Below are 19,317 nucleotides of genomic sequence, written 5' to 3'. Positions count from 1 at the left end.
AAGAAATGGTTAAGACAAAACAGCAAAAAGCAATTGATTTTCTTATAAATAACGGTGTTATCATCGTTATGTTCATCCTGGTTATTTACACAGGTATTACAAACGACAGGTTCCTTACATCAAACAACCTGTTCAACATTCTTATGAATATGAGTTCAAGACTTGTTATTGCCCTTGGTATCGCAGGCTGTGTTATTACTGCAGGTTGTGACCTGTCAGCCGGACGTATGATCGGTTTTGCAGCATGTATTGCAGGTACACTTCTTCAGAAGATTGACTACTCAGGTAAGTTCTTCCCTGATATGCAGCCACTTAACATCTTCGTTGCACTTCTTATCGTGCTTGCTATCACAGGATGCTTTGGTGCGATCACAGGATTTTTCATCGCATTCCTTCACGTTCCTCCATTCATCGCAACCCTTGCTATGATGGAAATCGTATATGGACTTGCTCTTATCTACACAGGTGCTACACCTCTTGGTGGATACACAACACAGTACACAAACATCGCAACAGGTAAGTTCCTTGGTATAAGCTACCTTATCTGGATCGCACTTATTGTAGCAGCAATTACATGGTTCATCTTCAACATGACCCGTCACGGTAAATATATGTATGCAATCGGTGGAAACCCACAGGCTGCAGAAGTTGCCGGTGTTCCTGTTCGTCTTACAATGGTACTTATCTACATGAAGGCCGCTATGATGTATGGTCTTGCAGGATTCATGCTTGGTGCTAAGGCCGGTGGTGCATCAGTTAACCTTGGTCTTGGTTATGAGATGGAAGCTATCGCTGCTTGTACAATCGGTGGTGTATCAGTTACAGGTGGACGTGGTAAGGTTTCAAGTGCCATCATCGGTGTTGCCGTATTCGAGCTCTTAAAGGCAGCTCTCCAGTACCTTGGTGTTGATGCTAACGCACAGTACATCTTCATCGGTCTGGTTATCTTCGTAGCTATCTCACTTGATATCCGTAAGTACGTTGCTAAGAAGTAATTTAGTAAAATTTAATGTATATTTATTAACGAAATTACCTCAATAATAAAAACGTCATGTTATAATAGGGATGTAGTCTTTATGGGCTGCATCCCTTTTTAATTGTGCTTTTTGTCTCCTGTAAAGAGGATTGTATTTTGAACGAAAAAGCGAATCGGAAATTAAGGGCCCACAACGTTGTTATAGTTATTATTACGGTCACCTGTATCGGCGCGATTTTAGAGAGTATCTCCCAGGGGTGGGAACTTTGGACCATCCCTCTTATTGCAGGCGGAATAATAGCTTGCTGGGCTATTCATATTAACGGATATGGTGAGACCAGGTTCAGAGAAAACTTCTTCATGATCTTTTCGATGATGGTGGCTTTCTTTCATGGTGTTCACATAACCAGTTTCTACGATATCATCATTGTTTCGGTTCTTCTTATGATCACAGCATCTGTAATGGGCAGAAGAAAGTTCCTGCCTTTTATTTTGCTGGAATACATTGTCGTTACCTTCAGCCAGCTTATCATTGGCGTTTCTACAGGCAGTATCACAATTGATCCCTTAAGCGTTTCCAGAATAATTCTTCATATCGTGGTTGAGCTTAGTATTTACAGAGCACTTCACGAGATCCTTCGCAACATGAGCAGGATTGAAAATGATATAGAATCCATTCAGGATACCGAGGAGAGTGCCAGAAAAGGTATGGAGGACTTCCTTGCGAATATTTCCCATGAGCTTAGAACTCCGGTAAATGTAATAAGCGGAATGTCCACTCTTATCCTGAAAAAGGAATCAAGAGATGATGTGATAGCTATAAGAGATGCAGGAATTCGTCTTTCCAATCAGATTGAGGATATTCAGGACTACAGTGAGATAGAGAGAGGCGATGCTGTCCTTGAAGAAGAGAAATATATGATCACTTCGATCCTTGGAGATATTGCAAGTGATTATGAGACCATGTATCAGGCTCAGGGACTTGAGTTCACAATCGACCTTGATCCATCGCTGCCTGCTGTTTTAAAGGGTGATTCAAAGAAAATAAAAAAGATAATAACTCACCTTATAGACAACGGATTTAAATTCACAAAAAAGGGTGGAGTGCTTCTGAGAGTCTTTGGTATAAAGCATGGCTACGGCATCAACCTCATCATTGAGGTCATGGATACCGGAATAGGTATGACCGAGAAGGTCCGCAATAAGGTTGCAACAGGAAGCTATCAGGCGGATAAAAAAAGAAACAGGAGTACCGGAGGTATCGGACTTGGTCTTTCCATCGTTTACGGCTTTACAAGGCTTATGAAGGGCTTTGTTTCCCTTGAGAGTAATCCCGGTGCAGGTACCATTGTTAGGGTAAGTATCGTTCAGGAGGTTGTTGATCCAAATCCTTGTATTTCAGTAGAGTCAAGCAGGTTCCTTGGTGTTGCCTTCCACGTACTTGCAGAAAAGCTCGCTGACTTTAGAGTAGGCGGAGCATACGAGATGATGGCCACCAATCTTGCAGCAGGCCTTAGGCTCAACCTATATTCTGCACCGTCTTTGGATGAGCTTAAGAGGCTATTAAAGACCGGCAAGATAACCCATGTATTCATGGGAGTAGATGAGTATGAACAGGCACCGGATTTCTTTGAAGAGCTGGCAATGGGAAATGTTACGGTGGCAGTGTATGCTGGCCGTGACTTTAAACTGAGTAAAAAGAGCAGGATAATTGTAATTCCGAAGCCAGTATATGGCTATACGGTTGCAAAGGTTCTAAACGGAGATAACGATTTTGCATCCTTACGAGTGGGTGCTGAAAATAATGCCCTTAATCTTGAGGGAGTAAAGGCTCTTATAGTTGACGATGAGCCTATGAATCTGGTGGTGGCTACAGGTCTTTTTAAAGACTATAAGATGGAGGTTGATACGGCAGGCAGCGGAAAAGAGGCGCTGGCTAAGTACGACCTCGGTGAGTATGATGTAGTGTTTATGGATCATATGATGCCGGAAATGGATGGCGTTGAGGCGATGAAAAAGCTTAAGGCCATCGCTGATCAGAGGGAGAGAAAAGTCATTGTCATCGCTCTTACGGCCAATGCTGTTAGCGGCGCAAGAGAGATGTTCCTGAAAGAGGGATTTGACGGATTTATCAGTAAGCCCATCATTATAAGCGATTTTGAGAGAGTCATGAACCGCGTTATGTCAGGCAAGAAAGGCCGGAACGGAGGTGTCTCATGATTACCAAGATTGCTCAGAACATAAAAGCTCTTTTAAAAGACCCTTCAAGAAGCTTTAAGGAGAGAGTATTCATTCTCCTTACCATGGTCACGGAATTATTTATAATCCTGGCGCTTATCGGCGATATTATCCTTGGTGAAAATACTGTGGAAATAATAGCGCTGGTCATCATTGTAACAGGTATTCCCATTGTGACTTTTGTGGCTGTCAAAAGAAATCGTGTGTCCATAGCGGTAAAACTTATCGTTTTGGGCATGGTATTTTTCGCGCTTCCAATCGTGTATTTTTCAGGCGGCGGTATATATGGCGGCGGAATTCTTTGGATGATATTCACGTTTCTTTATGCCGGTCTTGTCCTCTCGGGTTTCTGGAAGCCTCTTATACTGGTGGTACTTACAATTGAGTCCGTAATCCTTTATGCTGTCGGTTATTTTTATCCTGAGCGCGTTACAGAGCATACCAGAGAAGCTTTCTTTGCAGATTCACTTATATCAATGGTACTTGTGGGTATTATCTGCTGCTTCATGGTGTGGTTTGAGGAGTGGCTCCTTAACGAGGAGAACAAAAGAGCTAAGGAAGAGACCAGGAAGGTTGAAGAACTCAACAGGTCTCAGAACCGATTCTTTTCCAATATGAGCCATGAGATCAGGACTCCTATAAATTCAATTCTTGGTCTTAATGAGATCATCCTAAGGCAGGAAGATGCGTCGGAAGAGATAATAAACGATGCCAAAAACATCCAGGGCGCAGGCAAGATGCTGCTCTCGCTTATCAATGACATCTTAGATATGTCCAAGATCGAAGCGGGAAAGATGGATATCGTACCCATAAACTATAATCTTGGTGATACGATTTCCGAGATCATCAGCATGATAAGTCTCAGGGCGCAGCAAAAGAACCTTAAGTTAAACCTCGAGGTTGATCCAACAATTCCGGCTGAGCTCTTCGGAGATGAAGTTCGTATAAAGCAGATACTCGTAAACCTTCTTAACAATGCGGTGAAATACACCCAGGAAGGTTCTGTTACTCTGCGCATAGAAAAGGGAGAGGACACATCAAAGGATGAAGTACTTCTCTTGTTCTCTGTTATCGATACGGGTATGGGAATAAAGCAGGATGTTATTCCTTACCTTTTTGATGCCTTTGCCAGAATGGATGAGGAGAAAAACGCCAAGATCGAGGGAACCGGCCTTGGTCTGTCCATCGTTAAGCAGTTGGTTGAGCTGATGGATGGCAAGATCACTGTAAACAGTACCTATACTGAAGGTTCAACCTTCATCGTTGTCCTCAAGCAGAAGGTAACCAGAAGAGATCCTATTGGCGATATCAATATTCAGAGCTTTGGCAGGCGAGATGCAGGCGGAAGGTACATGCCGGGATTTAAGGCGCCTGAGGCCAGAGTCCTTATCGTTGATGACAATGAAATGAATCTGGAGGTTGAGAAGAAACTCCTTGATGGCACAGACATAGTTGTCGATACTGTCATGAGCGGTCTCGAAGCAATGATCATGACTGCAAAAGAAGCCTACGACATCATATTCATGGACCACCTCATGCCTGAGATGGACGGAATAGAGTGTCTTCAGAATATAAGAAAGCAGCTTGGAGGACGAAATAACCATACCCCTGTCATTGCACTTACTGCAAATGCTGACAGTGAGAGCAAAGAACTCTATGACAGAAGCGGATTTGACGGATATCTTGTAAAGCCTATATCCGGAGATCAGCTGGAGAGGATGATCTTAAATCACCTTCCTGAGGCCAAGATCATAAGGACAGAAGGGCCTGAGATTTCGAATGCCAAGATGTATTCCTCCAGAGATTATTCCAAGAAGATGCCTATCATTATTGCTACCAGCAGTATGTGTGATCTTCCGAGAAAGGTTCTTTGGGGCTATCAGATTGATGTTATCCCGTTCTCTATCATGTCGGACGGTATGGCATTCTATGACTATGATGAAGCCAGTGCTGACGAGGTAATGCGCTATGTGGCAGAAGGAGCAACATTTACTTCCTCGCCGCCTACAGTAGAGGAGTACGAGAGGTTTTTTGCAAAGGAAGTTAAAAAAGCGCATCAGATCATTTATATAACGGTTTCCGCAGGTATCAGCGAAGAGTATAACAATGCCAGAGAAGCTGCTAGGGCATACGGAAATGTATCTGTATTAGACTCGGGAGTAAACTCCAGTGCTATTGGTATGCTTGTGCTCATAGCTTACAAGATGACTCTCCAGGGCAGACAGGTTGACAGGATAATCAGTGATCTTGAAAAGATCAAGAAGGACCTCCGTTGCAGCTTTGTTACAGGTGATGCGGAGTTCCTTATGAGGCGCGGAGGAATGAAGAAATCCACCTTTGGCTTTGTTAACACCTTTGGACTAAGGCCTGTTATCAATATCAAGGGCGGAAAGGTAACCATAGCAAGGATATTTACCGGGGAACTTGATGAGTGTTATATGAAGTATCTTGATTATGCGCTTCCAGGAAATGCCAATCCTGACCTTGATGTTGCAATCGTCGATTACATAACCCTGACCGAAGAGGAGAGGGATATTATAGAAAAAGCCATCAGGAATAAATTCGGCTTCGAGCATATTCTGTTCCAGAAGGTTTCTTCCGTTATGTCTTTTAACTGCGGAAGAGGTGCTATGGGTATCATGTACCTGAAAAAGGGTGATCAGCCTTATGGCCTTAGTCAGGTGATCTCGAACGTTCTTGCAGGCGTTCCTGAAGGCATGGCTGAATCTGAGCTTAACGAGGAGAATGGGGAAAAAGAGATTGAAGAGATTAGCAGGGAGTGGTATGAGGAAATACCCGGAATAGACCCTGTAAAGGCTATAGAAAACAGTGGCTCAGAGGATGCATTCAGGTCTGTGCTTAAGATATTCTATGAGTCACTTGAACTTAAGGAGGAGGAAATCAAAGGCCTGTATTTGGAAGAAAACTGGAAGGATTATACCATCAAGGTCCATGCCCTTAAGAGCTCTGCAAGGCTGGTTGGAGCCATGATCCTCGGAGATGCTGCCGAGAAGCTTGAGATGGCAGGAAAAGAGGACAATATCGAATATATAAGGCAGCACAATGACGAGCTTTTAAAGGATCTTGATAAGTATAAGGAGAGGCTTGCGCCTTACTTTGCTGAAGAAATAAAAGACGAGCCCAGTTATGACGACATCCTTTTGCAGAGCGCCTATGACACACTGCGCAAGGCGGCTGAAGAGAAGGATGACAGAATGATCGGCATGACTTTAAATGATCTTGCGGAGTTTGATATTCCAAAAAAGCATTTAGACAGAGTGAACCGGATAAAAGAATGCTTTGAGAGACAGGACTACGACGGGATAAAGAAGGAATGCAATGAAGAGTAAGCAGCCTGTGATAAATCTGATATACACCATCGTTTTTGGATTGATGATACTGTCAATCCTTGTTGGTGTGCCCTTGTCCACTGACAGACAGATCACGGTCCATGAGAAGATTGACGGCTTTTCTGAAGGCTGGACTCTTCCGGGCGGCGAGAAAGTCTGCGCCGATGACCTTGATATAGGTGATTACGACGGAAGAGTTGCCATTGAAAAAAAGCTCTCCAATGGCATCACCGATAAAGATGCACTGTGCTTTAAATCTGAAAATACCAACATAAGAGTGTTTATTGGCGGAAGACAGGTTTACAGATTTTACAGTAAGCCAAACCTTACCGGAATGGGTTATGGCCTCACATACCATGAAGTCGGACTTGGCAAGATCGATTCGGGAAAGACCATCAGACTTGAGTTTGAGGAGATATATGAGGGCCAGAAAAAAGGTCGTCTCTATGACATATACTTATGTTCCGTAACCGACTTTGTGCAGATGATCATTAGGAACAATCTGCTTTCTATTATATTGTGCGTTCTCGAAATTTTCCTGGGAGTTATATTTATCATTGCTTATACAGGTGCATCAAGTAAGGCTCAATTCCCCTATGATATTCTTGCAGGGGGATGTTGCGCAATACTGATAGGCATCTGGCTCCTTATCGATACCAATATTTTCCAGCTCATCACAGGGCATATCTATGTTTGTAGAGATATAAACAAAACACTTCCCTTTATGATTGCTTATCCCAGCATTTGCCTGATCAATTCTCTGACGGAGAAAAAGCGCCGGATCTATAAGCACCTGGGATTCTTTATCACCTTAGTGCCAATCCTTGGGATTACCAATCTGCGTTATACTCTTAAAATAGACATGCTGGATTCCTATCATTGGTTCATTATTGCTTATCTTGTGGCCGGAATGACGGTCGCTGTCATCATGGCTGTCGAAAATGCACTCTACTGCAACAGGACAGGTAAGAAGAATAAGCTCAGGTACCTCTATATCGCAGGAGGTGTCTTTGTAGTATGCGGAGCAATGGATCTGATACAATTTTTAATGGCCGGAAGGATCACGGACAACCACGGAATCTTTACAAGGTTTGGTGCTGTTATTTTTGCAGCCCTGATGCTGCTTGCGTTCCTGCGTTGGTGGATGAAGGACAACGCTGCCATGGAGAGAGATCGTTTTATCAACAGAGCTCTACAGTATGCACTCTCATCCGATTCTCCGGATGCAAACATCAGGTCTATTCTTGCTTTTTTAGGAAAAGAGCTTGAAGCAAAGCGTCTGTTTATCTTTGAGGATCAGAAAAACGGAAAGTACAGAGGTACTTATGAATGGTACAGGGAAGGAGCAGAGTCTTTTGACCTTACAATGATGTATCTCTCGTCGGAAGATATTATTGATAAGATCTATGATGAGTTCAATAAGAACGATCACAGGCTGATAGTAAGAGACCCGGAGGCTTTCAGAAACTCAATACCCGGGTTCTACAATATGCTAAAGACCAATAAGGTTGAGAATATGATAATCGGTCCTTTGGAAGCCGGTGGCCACCTGTTCGGAGTATTGGGTGTTGTGGAGGCTCCTCAGAAAAAGCTTGAGTCCATATCGGAGATCATAAATCTTATTTCGTACTTCCTGGCACAGCTGGTTTTAGAGAGAGAAGAACAGAGCAGAGCTCAGCATTATACTTTCAAAGACAATCTCTCAGGTACAGGTAATTACACGGCATTTAAAAAATATCTTGAGCAGGAGCTGGATTTATCCTCATCCTTTGGATGTGTTCGCTGCGATCTGTCAAAACTCAATGAGATCAATATTGCAGAGGGGTATGAAGTCGGGGATCAGATAATAGTACTCACAGCCAAGTCTCTGATGGAGATTTTCGGAGATGCAAATGTCTTCAGGGTAAGCGGAACACAGTTTGTTGCTTTTGGATTTGAGAGCGAAGAGAGCTTCTTTGAGAATGATGTGGAGAGATTAAAAAAGATATTTAAAGAAAATGCTATTGAAGCAAATGTTTCTTTTGTGTATTGTTTGTATGGGACAAAAGATATTAATATAGTATTAAACAGGGTAGATGACCTGATGAGAGAAAAAATGCAGGAGAGTGATTATGGACATACAGACAATAGTTAATCAGATGGGAATTGAGATTCTGGCATTTGCAGTATGCATGTTCTTTGGCATCAGACTTATAATAACCAGAGATGTTAAGATTCTTAAAAAGGAGAATCCCGAGAGCATCAAGCATCCTAATGAATATACCTTTTACGCAGGACTGATCATAATATTCCTGGGCATATCAGCCATTGCAATGGGAATTGTGTCTTTCTTCAATCAGATAGCGGCGCTTATAGTTATTGTGGCAGCTGTAGTGATCATGGGATTTATGTGGAAGATTGTTTACGAGAAATATGCTGAGTGATCAGTCGGAGAGCTATGAATAAATATAAAGTTATGCTTGTGGACGATGAGGAAGATGTTGCACAGGCAATCATGAGAAAACTTAACTGGGAGGAAATGGGTTTTGATACTCCCAGATACGCACATAACGGCCTTGAAGCTCTTGAGTTTGCAGAGGAGCTAAGGCCGGATATTGTTATGTCCGATATTAAGATGCCTTATATGGATGGAATGGAGCTGGCAAGGAACTTAAAGCGCCTCTATCCCAATATAAGGATCATTTTCTTTTCGGGCTTTGATGAGTTTGAGTATGCCAAGGAAGCCATCAGGCTCGAGGCGGAGGAGTATATCTTAAAGCCTATTGATGCCGATGAGCTTAAGGCAGTATTTAAGAGAGTTCACGAGGCTCTCGACCGTGATATTGACGAGAAGCTTAACGTTGCTAAGCTTGAGAATTATTACATGGATTCACTTCCTCTTTTGCAGGAGGATTTCTTTGCATCCCTTGTTGAAGGCAGAATAGAGGATGACAGGATTGAGAAGTTTATGTCCGATTACAGGATTGAACTGACAGGCCCTGTTTATGTAGCTGCTATCGTCCACGTCAGCAAGTCCAATATACCTGAGGGTATGAATCCCGTGCTACTGTCCGTATCGGTGAGGAAGCTCCTTGAGGAGAGGATGGACGAAAAGTGGGGCTGTAAGTTCTTTTCCTATCAGGGGTCTACCGTTATGATAGCCCAGCTCCCATCGCAGAAGGATGCATCTGCATTTACTGATGACTGCGACAGACTCTGCAGACTTGCAGAGAGTATCTGTAAAGCGAATGTAACCATAGGTGTCGGAAGCACTACAGAGAGCCTCTCTGAAATTGATACATCCTATCATGGAGCAAGAGATGCAGTCTCCTACAGGGTTTTGTACGGACACACCAAGGCAATCAATATCTCCGAGATTTCGCCTATGGAAAAAGACGATTCGGCTCCGGCGGAAGAGAATACTCTTTTGGATGTCTTCAAGAAGATGAAGATGGCTGATGCTGAGGACGTTAAAAAGGCAGCGGAGAAATATATAGAGAACAACACAAAAGCACAGGCCACTATCCAGAACTACAGATTCTTTGTCATGGAACTTGTGAGTGAGCTCTACAAGTTTGCAAGGACCAATCAGCTTGAGCTGGGTGATGTCTTTGACCTTAGCAGTGATGTATATTCGGTGGCTTCTCAGATGGAGCCCGGGGAGCTCTCCGGCTGGTTTACCGGAGTGTGCCTTAAGATGCACGAGCTCATCGACTACAAGAGAAATGACACCACAAGGTCTTTTGTCACAAAGGCACAGGAATATGTGGCAGACCACTATGCGGATCAGGACCTGTCCGTGGATTTTATCTGCAACTATCTCGGAGTCAGCAGCGCTTATTTCTCCACGGTTTTCAAGAAGGAGACCGGCAAGACCTTTGTCGGGTATCTGACGGACTACCGCATGGAGAAGGCTGAGAGGATGCTTCTTGAGACCGATGAAAAGACCTATATAATAGCCCAGGAAGTTGGATATTCCGATCCTAATTATTTCAGCTATGTATTCAAAAAACAGTTTGGTGTTTCGCCGTCAAAGTATAAAAACGGCAAGGAATAAACAGGAGCCGGTTTGAAAAAGTTTTTGAAGGGGAAGTTTGATAACTTAAAAATGCAGTGGCTGATCTCGAGATACATGAGACCTATTGCCACCAGGAGTATTCAGGTTACAATTGCGGTTTCATTCACAATTGTAGCCTTAGTTTGTATGCTTGCTATGGGAGTGGCTCTTTATCAGAGATTCGCAGTTAGGTCGGAGAAGATGCTGACGGACGCGGCGGAGCTCACTCTTGATCAGAGCGTAATCACGCTTGAGGACTATCTTCGAAGCATGCGCAGAATGTCTGATGCCATCTACTATAACGTAGTCAAGGATCAGGACATCAGCAAAGAAACTCCCATAACTCAGATGAACCTTCTTTACGAGGCACACAAGGACTATCTTATAAGTCTCGCTCTTTTTTCGGAGGACGGAACTCTCATCGCCGCATCTCCCGTAGGCGTCGAGAAGGACGGTGTGGATGTAACGGGTCAGACGTGGTTTCAGGCAGCTCTTTCTAAGCCTGAGAACCTTCATTTTTCACTTCCCCATGTTCAGAACATATTTGTAGACGACCCCACTTTTAAGTATTACTGGGTCACTTCCCTTAGCAGAAATGTTGAGCTTAATAACGGCGGCGTTCCCGAGCAGGGAGTGCTTTTGGTTGACATGAACTACGCCGTCATAGAAGACATGATGGAGTCTGTCAATGACAATCCATCAGAGCAATATGTGTACCTTATGGACAATAAAGGATCTCTTATCTACCATCCAATGCTGATGCAGATCAGTGCAGGCCTTTTTAAGGAAAACAATTCACGGGCTGCAGGATATGACGATGGAAGCTACAAGGAAATCTTTGAGGGAAATGAGAGAATCGTTACCGTTGATACCATGAGCTACACGGGCTGGAAGCTGGTAAGTGTCATTCCCACAAGTAATTCTTACATGGGAATGAAGGATATCAGATACTTCGTTATGATGGTAATCTCAATAACGCTTCTTGCCATGCTGATACTTAATAGGTTTGTTGCAAGACGTGTTACAAGACCTCTTATAAAGCTCAATGATTCCATCAGAGAAATCGAGATGGGAAAGGCTGATCCGGATGTTTATATCGGTGGACCATCTGAAGTAGAGCATCTGGGAAGGACTCTCAGGGCCAGTTACGATCAGATAAATGAGCTGATGCGCGACATGGTTGCATCTCAGGAAGAGAAGAGAAAAGCTGAGCTTGATGCCCTTCAGTCTCAGATAAATCCTCACTTTTTGTATAACACGCTTGATTCCATTGTGTGGATGATCGAGGGTGAGAAGTACAATGATGCGGTCTTTATGATAACGCAGCTGGCGTCTTTGTTCAGAGTCAGCTTATCCAGCGGAAAGACCATTATCCCCATCGGTGATGAGATCCGCCACGCCAGCAACTACATGAATATCCAGAAGGTGAGATTTAAAGATGCCTTCTCCATAGAATTTGATATAGATGAAGAGATTAAGAATTACTGTACCGTCAAGCTTATCGTTCAGCCTATTTTGGAGAACGCTGTCTATTATGGTGTAAAAGACATGGAGGATGGCGAGATAGTTGTGAAGGGCTTTATGGGTGATGACGGAGATATTTACATCACTGTATCCGACAATGGTTTTGGTATGAGCAGCAGCCAGACAGAGCTTCTTTTGACGGATGATACCAGAGTCAGAAAGAAGGGCTCCGGCGTTGGACTTATAAATGTACAGAGAAGAATTCAGCTGCGTTTCGGAGAACAGTACGGACTTAAGATCGAGAGTGAGCCGGATGAGGGCACGACTGTGACCATTCATCTTCCGGCTATTCCGTACAATGAGGAGAATCGGAAGATGCTGGAAACAGGAAAGGAGAAGGCGGATGAAGAATAGAAATCTGTTTATCCTTGTGGTGGCAATACTTCTGTTTATTACATTTGCAGCTTCAACCTCTGCTCTTATCCTCAGCGGAATGAGAGAGGACTCTCCCGAGGTGTCTGTGGTCATAGATGATTCCGGCTCAGGAAGATGGACGACATTTATTTCGGGACTTGAACAGGCTGCCAAGGATAATAATATAAAACTCAATGTGGTATCCACCGGTAAAAACTTAAGTCTGAGTCAGCAGTACAAGCTGATAAACGAGGAGATATACGATGGAGCCGATGGTATTGTATTTCAGGTAAACAGCAGCAGAGGAACTGAGAATATGATATCTGATATCAGCAACAAGGCAGTACTTCTTCTGGTCGATACCAGTGCGGATACAGACGTTGATGTTGAGGGCAGATCTGCCTGCATACAGGTTGACAACGTAGAGCTGGGAAGAGCCCTGGCCAATGAAGTTAGGATAGCCTTTGATAATAAACTTGAAGGCAAGAAGATTGGAATCATCACCGGCAATTTAAGACAAAATGCCCTTGCGGAGAGGTTTAAAGGATTTACCGAAAACATAGAAACATCTGGGGCAGAGATTGCCTGGTCTGATTATGATCCTGTCAGCATGGCCGACAGAGTGGTCAGAAGACAGAATGAATCAGAGGCGGATATTATAGTCGCTCTTGATAACAACGGGCTTGAATGTGCAGCTGAATATGCGCTGAAGCAGGAGAGCGCTCCGGCAATCTTCGGCGTTGGAATTTCCATTAAGAATGTCAGCTATTTGGATGATGGACTGATTACCAGCATGGTGGTTCCAAATGAGTATTACATGGGGTATCAGTCGGTGGCAGCCATTGCACGGCGCCTTGATAACAAGCTTACTCCCATGGAGGATGAGAAGATACCTTTCAGGGTTGTAAACAGGGACAATCTGTTTGATGAGAGCAATCAAAGAATCCTTTTCCCTGTGGTCCACTAAAGCATCTTAGGAAAGTATCGGGATCGTGAATATGAAAAAAGTTTTGGTAACGCTGCTTACTGCATTATGTCTTTTGACAACAATATTGTCCGGCTGCGGTAAGCAAAGCGAAAATAAAAGTGAATCAAAGATAAAGATTGGTGTCTCAGCCTATGACATGTACGACACATTTCTGGGGCAGCTTGTGGAGCAGTTTCAGAGCTTTCAGAACGAGAATGTTGAGATCGTAGTCTACAACGCAGCGCAGAGTCAGCAGACCCAGAATTCCCAGGTCAGGAAGATGATAGAGGATGGGATGGATGTAATCTGCGTAAACCTTGTGGACAGAACGGACCCGACTGCTGTCATAGATGCAGCCAGAAAAGCCGATGTGCCGGTTATTTTCTTTAACAGAGAGCTGGTTGAGGGAGACATCGGAAGGTGGGACAAGCTCTTTTACGTGGGAGCAGATGCTGAGCAGTCGGGAGTCATGGAGGGTGAGCTGGCAGCCTGGGCGTGCATTACGAACAAGGAGCTTGACAGGAATGGAGATGGCATGATCCAGTTCGTGGTATTAGAGGGAGAAGCCGGGCATCAGGACGCTATTGTCAGGACTGAGGCTTCCATAAATACCATGAAAAAGCAGGGGATTGAGATCGACAAGCTTGGCTATGCCATTGCCAACTGGAACAGGGCACAGGCACAGACCAAGGCGACGCAGTTTATTGAGGACTACGGCGATGATATTGAGCTGGTCCTTTCAAACAACGATGACATGGCCCTGGGAGCCATTGATGCATACGAAGCCATGGCCATACCCAGAAACAAATGGCCGGCAATTCTTGGAATAGACGGAACGGATGTAGGACTGGAAGCCGTTAAGGATGACAAAATGGTAGGAACCGTCTACAACGACAAAGAAGGACAGGCGACTGCCATGTTTGAGCTTGCCTGTGTGCTGGCTAAGGGCGGCAGTATTGATGAACTTTCGGATAAATACACCATTGAAAACGAAAGATATATCAGGCTTCCTTATGCCAAGGTAACTTCCTCGAATATCATTCAGTTCATCGGCAGGTAATTTGTGATGGGATATTATATGAAGAAATGTACGTCAGTACGATTATCTGAATGAATTTCAAATTTATGGTTGCTTTTATGGCGAGGACGTTATATAATAGCTTTTGTCGCTGGTCGAGATACTTGCGACAACCCAAATCGGGGTGTGGCTCAGTTGGTAGAGCACTATCTTAGGGAGGTAGGGGCCGCGTGTTCGAATCACGTCACTCCGATTCATGAAAACCGCTCATAATGAGCGGTTTTTTATCTGTAATGATCGCAAGCTCATCTGTAGCTGCCATAGGTTTTCTTGAAAATCTCTTTTTCCTTGTACATGGCCTCATCAGCACGTTTCATAACATCTGTTATTCCTGTATCAGATGCTTGATACTCAGCAAAACCCAAAGAAACTGAATAACGCTGCCATGGATCTTTTGTATCATCTATAAATGTGTCTATGAACTGAGACTTTAACATTTCATACAGGTATTTCCTGTTGGTATAATCATTTCCGTCAAGGACAACAACGAATTCATCCCCTCCAATCCTGAATATATGGGATTCTTTGCACAGATCCGAAATCACCTTGCAACAGCCTATGATGTATTCATCACCTGCCTTGTGTCCGAACTGATCATTGACATACTTAAGGTTATTGACGTCTGCCATGATAATGGCTATTTCAGGGGATTCTTCATTATCAATCTTTTCAAGGAGTACCATGGCCATTTCCTCAAAGGCTGCTTTGTTTTTGACACCGGTCATGACATCGGTATGAGCCTTTTCAGAGACAGTTTTGTACTCACTCATATATCGCAGATTGCTTTCAGCGCTTGAAATAAGGGTCTCATATAGGGACTGGATCTCGTGGTTGGTATGGATCTTCAGATCTTGTAAACTGCGGAGATTTTCTTCCCTGTCTTTGATGGTTGCATATCTGAATTTGGACAGGCAAAGGAAAATCTTCTCGATGGGATTTGTGATCCTGACTGCTACGGCCTGCATTCCAAGAGCAAAAACGACCAGCATATTGGCAAAGGCAATGCCAAAAAGTCTTAAAAAGAAGGCCCTGTTATCATTCCTTACCTTGGTGAGATCAAAATCTATCAGCAGATATCCTTGAAAATTGCCTTTGGAATCTAATAGAGGTTTGGAAACGGTAAGCAGATATCCCCATTTAGTATTATCAGTTACTGCATCAAGTGGTTCTCCTGCGCCGTGGTTAGCTATTTGAGCAAGAATATCCTCCTCAATCTCATAATTTTCTCCAAGCTGACTTGCCTCATCATCATGATTGACCTGGGCATCAAAAAGATATGTTGCATTCACGCCATCATCATTTAAGTGATAGGCATACAGATAGAAAACTTCATCAAAATAACGTGGATATAAGTCCAGTTTTTTTGCGGTTTTTTCATATTCGGCAATATCGTAGTTCCCATTTAGATAATCAGGAATGTGGTCGATAACAATGTCCTCGGCTGCGAGGTTAAGTATCTCTTCTCCGTGCTCTATATAAGTTTCCTTCATATTGCTGGAAAATCTCATATAGCAAGCAATCAGGACCACGCTTACAAGCGCTAAATATGTAAAAAAACTGATCAGTGGAAATTTAACTTTCAGCGTGTTGATTTTTTTCAGCATTTTTGGCCTCATTTTTCTTGTCTCTATATCGCTAACTACTTTATATTTTAATATAACCTTCTTCATTTAACAACGAATCACCCGCAACAAGAAAAGACCGGTCGTGAAAACGGCTGGTCTTTTTGCGTGATGATTGCTATTATTGAATTACTAAAGGGGGAGAAGTGTATGAATTTACTGATTCATGATCTTGATGAAAAAGAGTGGGGACAGATTTCACAGGATTATCAGGGATGGGAAGTAATAGCTCCGTCAAAAGAGATTAAGCCCTGCGCAGGGTGTTTTGGCTGCTGGTTAAAGACACCGGGAGAATGCGTTATCAAAGATGGCTATAACAGGATGGGGTATCTCATCCATAAGGCTGATGAGCTTGTGGTAATGACCAGGTACACCTATGGCGGATTTAGCAGCTTTGTTAAGAATGTATTCGACAGAAGTATCGGATGGGTTCTTCCATATTTCCGCATTGTAGATAATGAGATGCATCACAAGATGCGCTATCCTGAGTCAAAAAAGATCACGGTCATCTTCAGAGGACATGACCTTACCAAAGAAGATCAGGCGGATGCTAAGCACTATGTGGAAGCTGTTTGCCGGAACTTCAACGGCGTGATCAAAGATATCAGATTTGAGGAAACCACTCAGTTACAGGAAGTAAAAGAATCTTCTGCCGGTTCGCAGCCGGCTTCGGATATGGCTTCCGGTAAAACCATCCTCTTTAACGGAAGTCTTAGAGGCGATAACTCAAACACATCAAAATTCCTTAACAAGCTCTCAGAAAGCATTGGAGAAGAGGCAGAAACAATCAGTCTTGTGCCATACCTGAATAAGCCTGAAGAACTCGTGCAGACCCTGTCAGGCGCAGACAAGATTGTCCTTGGATTTCCGATGTACGTCGACGGAATTCCTTCAGAAGTTCTAAAGGTCATGGAGCTTATGGAAAAGATATGTCCGCCCGGTGATAAAAAGATTTACACTGTAGTAAACATGGGCTTCTATGAGAGCTGCCAGATAAAAAATGTTTTGAGACAGGTGAGAAAGTGGAGTCAGAAATGCGGATTTTCCTATGGCGGAGGAGTTGCTATAGGAGGCGGCGAAATGATGGGAGCGCTCATTCAGACCATCAATGCTCCGGCCGGTCCTGTGAAATATGTAGTTGAAGCTCTGCAGACACTGGGTGCTGTGATTGGGAATTCATCAGCTATTGACGACATTTACGCGGATGCATATAAATTCCCGAGAGCAGCATATATGTTTATGGCCGGCAGAGGCTGGCCCAAGGCAGCAAAGCAAAACGGTCTTAAGAAGAAAGACCTGCTCCGAAGAATTGAAAACTAATTGTATGTGAGGATAATATGAATATTTACGTTGATTTTGATGACTGCTTATGCGAGACTGCCCAAGGCTTTTCGACTTTGGTTAAAGATTTGTTTGATATAGATGTTCCCTACGAAGCTATACATTCCTTCAATCTTCAGAAGTCTTTTGATCTTACTGATGAGCAGTATGAACAGATGATGATAGAAGCGCATACTCCAAAGAGTCTTTTGGCGTATGAAGAGACACCCGGGGCATCAAAAACCATCAATGGTTGGATAGATGAGGGACACAGCGTCTTTATCATAACAGGACGTCCGGATAGTGCCTATCAAGCTTCAAGGCAGTGGCTTGATGAGCATGACCTTAAGAGAGTTAAGCTTTATTGCCTTAACAAGTATGGGCGTGACAGCTTTATCAAGAACAGTGAGTTTGGTCTTGAACTTGAGGACTACTACAAGATGCACTTTGATGTTGCTGTAGAAGATTCTCCGGCTGCATTTGGATTCTTTGACCATTTACCAAATTTGCAGGTCAAGGTCTTTGATCGCCCCTGGAACAGGGACTGTGAACTGCCGGGAGCTAATTACACAAGAGTCTATAACTGGGATTCCATAAAGGAGTCTGTGAAAGCATAATAGCAATAAGCACATAATAAAATGGATATAAAGCTCACAAGGCTTTATATCCATTTTTTACATTAAGTCAAAATCTTTACATGGTAGAATCTCTGTAGATCAGATCCGTCTCTGTATAGGTTATTCGATAATTGAGATCCGGCTGTTCAATCCTTGACATAACAAGGTTTGCAGCTGAGTAGCCGATGATCTGGCTGTGAATGTGGCTGGTTGAGAGCGACGGGGTTACAATCTTGGACTCCGGTGAATCATCAAAGCCAAAGAGCTTGATGTCACGAGGACATTCAACACCCATCATCTTAAGACCGTACAACAGGTCAAGGGCCACGAAGTCGTTGGCGCAGATAAACATCTCAGGAAAGCTCTTCATGTTCTCAAGGGCTTTGTATAGATAGTCTTTGTAATCGTCGCCGTGAGGGTGAACCTCTGTGAGGCAGTAGTCATCATTAACAGTAAGGTTATTGATGTACATCGCTTCTCTAAAGGCCATGAATCTCTCGTAGAAAGAGCGGCAGTGAGTGACCTGTCCGACAAAGCCGATGGAGGTTATACCTCTTTTACTCATATCATTGACAACAGTATATATACTTGAGAAATTGTCCATCAGCAGAATGTCTGCATCTAAAGGCTTCCAGTAGCTGGCAACCGGCGCATCGATCATAAGAACCGGAATACCAAGGCTGCAGAGCATCTCGCAGTACGGATGATTGAACATCTCAATGCAGGCAATGGCCTTAGTGTTTTCCTGTCTGAAGGAAAGCGGGAGAGAGAGCTCTGCAACATTGTGTTCATCTACTCTGTGCATTGTCAGACTGTATCCTAATAAAGAAACCTCATGCTGAAACTTATCCAGCATGGTAGAAGCAAAATGTGAATTGTTAAGGAAACTTCCGGTGAAAAGAGCTATCTCTCCGGAGGCTTTTGCTTTTGCTACGGAAGGGTTTCTTATTTCTGAAACAGAGTTTGCATATGAAAACTGTTTATATCCCATTTCTATAGCTTTTTCCAAGACCTTCTGTCTGGTCGATTCAGCTAAAACTCCGGTATTATTAATAGCCTTTGATACGGTATTGCGAGACACTCCCAGAGCATCCGCGATATCCTGAAGGGTAACTTTAGTTGCCATGTAAAATCTCCGATATATTAGTATAGACTGGGCTCATGCACATAAGAGGGCGCAATCACCTTATTCATTATAAAATGTAAAATTCTATGTGTCAAATGTAAATTAAAAA

General features: G+C 43.4%; 13 protein-coding genes and 1 tRNA gene. 12 read left to right on the top strand and 2 right to left on the bottom strand.

The features are described from left to right. Positions 1-5 precede the first annotated feature (5 nt). From G632_RS0102800 to G632_RS0102755, 10 genes are all read left to right on the top strand, one after another. Entirely contained in the window at positions 6-995 is a 990-nt protein-coding gene (locus tag G632_RS0102800; RefSeq protein ID WP_026512348.1) for a galactose/methyl galactoside ABC transporter permease MglC, read from the top strand. A gap of 137 nt (positions 996-1,132) precedes the next feature. Then, the gene (locus G632_RS0102795; protein WP_022767512.1) at positions 1,133-3,196 is read left to right on the top strand and encodes a hybrid sensor histidine kinase/response regulator; all 2,064 of its coding nucleotides are present in this window, start codon (positions 1,133-1,135) and stop codon (positions 3,194-3,196) included. Next, positions 3,193-6,564 (top strand): DegV family protein, encoded by a 3,372-nt coding sequence (locus G632_RS18635; protein ID WP_022767511.1) that lies wholly within the window; start codon positions 3,193-3,195, stop codon positions 6,562-6,564. The genes G632_RS0102795 and G632_RS18635 overlap by 4 nt, the downstream gene beginning before the upstream one ends. Then, entirely contained in the window at positions 6,554-8,698 is a 2,145-nt protein-coding gene (locus G632_RS0102785; protein ID WP_022767510.1) for a GGDEF domain-containing protein, read from the top strand. Before G632_RS18635 ends, G632_RS0102785 begins: the two co-directional genes overlap by 11 nt. After that, on the top strand, positions 8,676-8,987 hold the full coding sequence (locus G632_RS0102780) for a hypothetical protein (protein WP_022767509.1): 312 nt from the start codon (positions 8,676-8,678) through the stop codon (positions 8,985-8,987). The genes G632_RS0102785 and G632_RS0102780 overlap by 23 nt, the downstream gene beginning before the upstream one ends. Positions 8,988-9,001: 14 nt before the next feature. Continuing rightward, on the top strand, positions 9,002-10,600 hold the full coding sequence (locus G632_RS0102775) for a response regulator (RefSeq protein WP_022767508.1): 1,599 nt from the start codon (positions 9,002-9,004) through the stop codon (positions 10,598-10,600). 12 nt (positions 10,601-10,612) lie between these two features. Beyond that, positions 10,613-12,478, top strand: a complete 1,866-nt coding sequence (locus tag G632_RS0102770) for a cache domain-containing sensor histidine kinase (protein ID WP_022767507.1) — start codon at positions 10,613-10,615, stop codon at positions 12,476-12,478. Then, positions 12,468-13,445 carry a sugar ABC transporter substrate-binding protein gene (locus G632_RS0102765; RefSeq protein WP_022767506.1) on the top strand — a complete coding sequence of 326 codons (978 nt, stop codon included), beginning with the start codon at positions 12,468-12,470 and terminating at the stop codon, positions 13,443-13,445. Before G632_RS0102770 ends, G632_RS0102765 begins: the two co-directional genes overlap by 11 nt. Before the next feature lie 31 nt (positions 13,446-13,476). Next, on the top strand, positions 13,477-14,505 hold the full coding sequence (locus G632_RS0102760; RefSeq protein WP_022767505.1) for a galactose ABC transporter substrate-binding protein: 1,029 nt from the start codon (positions 13,477-13,479) through the stop codon (positions 14,503-14,505). A gap of 138 nt (positions 14,506-14,643) precedes the next feature. After that, positions 14,644-14,716: transfer RNA gene (locus tag G632_RS0102755), tRNA-Pro, on the top strand. A 52-nt stretch (positions 14,717-14,768) separates the two neighbouring features. Here G632_RS0102755 and G632_RS0102750 read toward each other — a convergent pair. Further along, positions 14,769-16,013, bottom strand: a complete 1,245-nt coding sequence (locus G632_RS0102750; RefSeq protein ID WP_196802261.1) for a GGDEF domain-containing protein — start codon at positions 16,011-16,013, stop codon at positions 14,769-14,771. Between the two features lie 282 nt (positions 16,014-16,295). Here G632_RS0102750 and G632_RS20895 point away from each other — a divergent pair, with 282 nt between their 5' ends. Together G632_RS20895 and G632_RS0102740 are read left to right on the top strand one after the other, a co-directional pair. Further along, entirely contained in the window at positions 16,296-17,465 is a 1,170-nt protein-coding gene (locus G632_RS20895) for a flavodoxin family protein (RefSeq protein WP_022767503.1), read from the top strand. A 17-nt stretch (positions 17,466-17,482) separates the two neighbouring features. Further along, positions 17,483-18,082 (top strand): 2-dehydropantoate 2-reductase, encoded by a 600-nt coding sequence (locus tag G632_RS0102740; RefSeq protein WP_022767502.1) that lies wholly within the window; start codon positions 17,483-17,485, stop codon positions 18,080-18,082. 76 nt (positions 18,083-18,158) lie between these two features. On the opposite strand, the gene G632_RS0102735 is transcribed toward G632_RS0102740, so the two are convergent. Beyond that, positions 18,159-19,208 carry a LacI family DNA-binding transcriptional regulator gene (locus tag G632_RS0102735; RefSeq protein WP_022767501.1) on the bottom strand — a complete coding sequence of 350 codons (1,050 nt, stop codon included), beginning with the start codon at positions 19,206-19,208 and terminating at the stop codon, positions 18,159-18,161. Between the last annotated feature and the right edge of the window lie 109 nt (positions 19,209-19,317).

Origin of the sequence: Butyrivibrio sp. NC2007 (genome assembly GCF_000421405.1) — a bacterium.
Taxonomy (GTDB): Bacteria; Bacillota; Clostridia; order Lachnospirales; family Lachnospiraceae; genus Butyrivibrio.
The sequence above is the reverse complement of the archived record's forward strand: the minus strand, read 5'-3'. Positions and strand labels throughout refer to the sequence as shown.

What these genes read in the sequence shown, in the direction of transcription:
- G632_RS20895 (WP_022767503.1), top strand. Translation starts at nt 16,296, where the DNA reads ATGAATTTACTGATTCATGATCTTGATGAAAAAGAGTGGGGACAGATT.
- G632_RS0102775 (WP_022767508.1), top strand. Translation starts at nt 9,002, where the DNA reads ATGAATAAATATAAAGTTATGCTTGTGGACGATGAGGAAGATGTTGCA.
- G632_RS0102735 (WP_022767501.1), bottom strand. Translation starts at nt 19,208, where the DNA reads ATGGCAACTAAAGTTACCCTTCAGGATATCGCGGATGCTCTGGGAGTG.
- G632_RS0102800 (WP_026512348.1), top strand. Translation starts at nt 6, where the DNA reads ATGGTTAAGACAAAACAGCAAAAAGCAATTGATTTTCTTATAAATAAC.
- G632_RS0102750 (WP_196802261.1), bottom strand. Translation starts at nt 16,013, where the DNA reads ATGAAGGAAACTTATATAGAGCACGGAGAAGAGATACTTAACCTCGCA.
- G632_RS18635 (WP_022767511.1), top strand. Translation starts at nt 3,193, where the DNA reads ATGATTACCAAGATTGCTCAGAACATAAAAGCTCTTTTAAAAGACCCT.
- G632_RS0102785 (WP_022767510.1), top strand. Translation starts at nt 6,554, where the DNA reads ATGAAGAGTAAGCAGCCTGTGATAAATCTGATATACACCATCGTTTTT.
- G632_RS0102765 (WP_022767506.1), top strand. Translation starts at nt 12,468, where the DNA reads ATGAAGAATAGAAATCTGTTTATCCTTGTGGTGGCAATACTTCTGTTT.
- G632_RS0102740 (WP_022767502.1), top strand. Translation starts at nt 17,483, where the DNA reads ATGAATATTTACGTTGATTTTGATGACTGCTTATGCGAGACTGCCCAA.
- G632_RS0102760 (WP_022767505.1), top strand. Translation starts at nt 13,477, where the DNA reads ATGAAAAAAGTTTTGGTAACGCTGCTTACTGCATTATGTCTTTTGACA.
- G632_RS0102780 (WP_022767509.1), top strand. Translation starts at nt 8,676, where the DNA reads ATGGACATACAGACAATAGTTAATCAGATGGGAATTGAGATTCTGGCA.